The following is a 2362-nucleotide window of genomic DNA, read 5'->3' on the forward strand; positions in this document are numbered from 1 at the left end:
GGTAATTTAGCTGGTGTTGGAATTAATGGAATAAGGTCCTACAAAGTTATCAATAGTGGTGAACAGTTATCAAGCGATTTTGTTGCAGGTAGTGGACTTGGAATTACCGCTGGTAAGGGGGCGGCTGAAGCTAAGTTGCCATCAACACTAAATCCGAAAGAAATTAACTTTATGCAAAGTTCTATTAAGAATGAAACTGGCGAATATACTGTACTTCAGAATGCAGAAGCATTGAAAAATGGAACATTAAAGCCTAGTGATTTGCCGACTATGAAAGTATGGAAAGATGAATCAGGCAAGATATGGACTTTAGACCATAGAAGACTTGGGGCATATAGACTAGCAGAACTTAATGATGTTCCTGTTCAATGGGCTACACCAGAAGAAATAGCAAAAGGCGGTTTTAAGATGACAACTAACAATGGTGGTAGTTCAATCAGACTAAAATTAGGCGGTGGAGAAAGCATTACTATAAAATAAGGGGGCAAATTATGAGTGTTCATGAAGAAATAAAAACTGTTAAAACTAAGGAGGATTTTATTAACTTCTTAGGGAAGTTAGCTACAGATAAAAAAAATAATCCAGTAGAGTGGGAAAATAAAACAATAGAAAATTATCTAGAATCTATACAATCATGGATTGAAGATATGGAAGGGTATTATGAGAATAATAACATTGAAGTACCTAAAAACATTGATTGGAATTTCTTTGCTACTGTATTTTATGTTGGAAAAATATATGAATAAGGTACAGTTACTCACTACAAAATAATACAAAAGCTGAATGCATTATTTAAATAAAATATAATAGTATTATTACTGTAATATTTTGCGTTAAATTTGTAATCTCAGCTTTTATAAATATATATTATATCTATGAATACAAGCAATTGTTATCAGAGGTACTTAATCAATAAAAAGATTAAGTACCTCATTTTTGCTTTGAAAAATATGAGGAGGTTTTTATTATGGAAAAAAATATTTATTGTGTGGGGAAAATGAAAGAAAATCAAAAAGTTATGGAGTTAGCATTAAGTAGTAACAATCATTATGAGAAAGCTTTTCATGCTAAAAGGGTTGATATTGTATCAATAAGAATGGTAAAGGAAGCAAGTTTCTTGTATAAAAATAGAAAGGTAGTCTCACCAGATGATGCTTATAATCTTATTAAGGGATTCTTTGAATGTATGGATAGAGAAGAACTTATAGTATGTTCTCTTGATACAAAGAATCAGCCAACTACTATAAATGTAGTAAGTATAGGCACTTTGAATTCCTCGAGGTATGGAAATCTGGGGTGGTGGACGATAATTAAATTGGAGGTGTAATTTATGGAAAGTTTAATAGAGTTTCGTAATGTACTAGTAAATGCAAATGAGTTGCCTTGGGAGAATTCTATTTTCTTACCAAAGGATAAAAATTGGTCTTTGAATTCTCTATGTTATTTATTTAATTTAGATGATTTAGATGATAATGAGGAGGTACCACAATTTGCTATTGACAATAATCTTGATTATGTATTAAGTATGGCAGATATTCAAGATATTGTTGATAATGCGTACCAACAACAACCTGAATGTTCAGAAATTGATTTATTTAAAGCATTTATGTATTATTATGAGAATGATGCTTTTATAACTTTATCTAAATAACTAACAACAAAAATTATAGTAAGTGAATGCATAAATTTATAGAAAAATATAGAATGTACAATATAAACAATTAAAATTTACTGTAATATTTAACTGCATAATTGTAATTAGCAAGCTCACTACGCTCGCAAACACCCTCCATAGCCATCAAGCTAATAAATAAAAGTTAGCAAAATAAGGAATATTAAAGGAAGAATACTGCTAAAAAAATTATTTTTTTCAAAATGGAAATTTATATTCTAGTTTAATTTTGAATACTTGGAATTACTTTAAATAAGTTGATTATTTATCTAAGAATCTTGGAATTTTTCTTGAAATTTTGGTAACTCTAATAAAGTTACATTAAACCTTTGGTATATAATGTAACTAAAACATTAATATTACAGGGCTGACTTTACAGACTTTCCATTTTGGAGACTGCTAATTCTATGGAATCTAGTATGTCTCCAGAATTTTTTTTCGTTTATTTTTAGATTTTACTCCGCACTTAGAAATAAGCTCAAATAATTTAGAAATTACTTTTGAAAACTCTTTGGTCTTACTAAATATACAATTTCTAATATTGCAAGAATGTTCTTTTACTATTGCAAATGACTTAAATTCGCTAATATGTTTTTTCTCATTTAGTCCAATGTATTCCTTAGCCTTAAAAACTATTATTGAATTTAGTAATATACTAATCAATTTTCCATACAGAAAACACTGAAATCT

4 protein-coding genes and 1 pseudogene are annotated in these 2362 nt (G+C 28.8%); 4 read left to right on the forward strand and 1 reads right to left on the reverse strand.

Going from position 1 to position 2362, the window contains the following annotated elements:
* From HGI79_RS22570 to HGI79_RS22335, 4 genes are all read left to right on the forward strand, one after another.
* The coding region (locus HGI79_RS22570) for a hypothetical protein (RefSeq protein WP_207725876.1) at window positions 1–480 on the forward strand (480 nt) is incomplete at its 5' end.
* Between the two features lie 11 nt (window positions 481–491).
* The gene (locus tag HGI79_RS22325; protein WP_185652865.1) at window positions 492–746 is read left to right on the forward strand and encodes a hypothetical protein; all 255 of its coding nucleotides are present in this window, start codon (window positions 492–494) and stop codon (window positions 744–746) included.
* A 221-nt stretch (window positions 747–967) separates the two neighbouring features.
* Window positions 968–1327, forward strand: a complete 360-nt coding sequence (locus HGI79_RS22330; RefSeq protein WP_241428312.1) for a JAB domain-containing protein — start codon at window positions 968–970, stop codon at window positions 1325–1327.
* A gap of 3 nt (window positions 1328–1330) precedes the next feature.
* Complete coding sequence (locus HGI79_RS22335) at window positions 1331–1651, forward strand: hypothetical protein (protein ID WP_185652866.1); 321 nt, start codon at window positions 1331–1333, stop codon at window positions 1649–1651.
* Window positions 1652–2086: 435 nt separating this feature from the next.
* Here the strand turns inward: HGI79_RS22335 and HGI79_RS22575 are convergent.
* A pseudogene (locus tag HGI79_RS22575) lies at window positions 2087–2362 on the reverse strand (hypothetical protein); the annotation flags it as partial.

It is taken from the genome of Clostridium sp. DJ247 (genome assembly GCF_014231265.1).

Bases quoted from the DNA above. Each gene is read 5' to 3' on its own strand.
- HGI79_RS22325 (WP_185652865.1), top strand. From the start codon at position 492: ATGAGTGTTCATGAAGAAATAAAAACTGTTAAAACTAAGGAGGATTTT.
- HGI79_RS22330 (WP_241428312.1), top strand. From the start codon at position 968: ATGGAAAAAAATATTTATTGTGTGGGGAAAATGAAAGAAAATCAAAAA.
- HGI79_RS22335 (WP_185652866.1), top strand. From the start codon at position 1,331: ATGGAAAGTTTAATAGAGTTTCGTAATGTACTAGTAAATGCAAATGAG.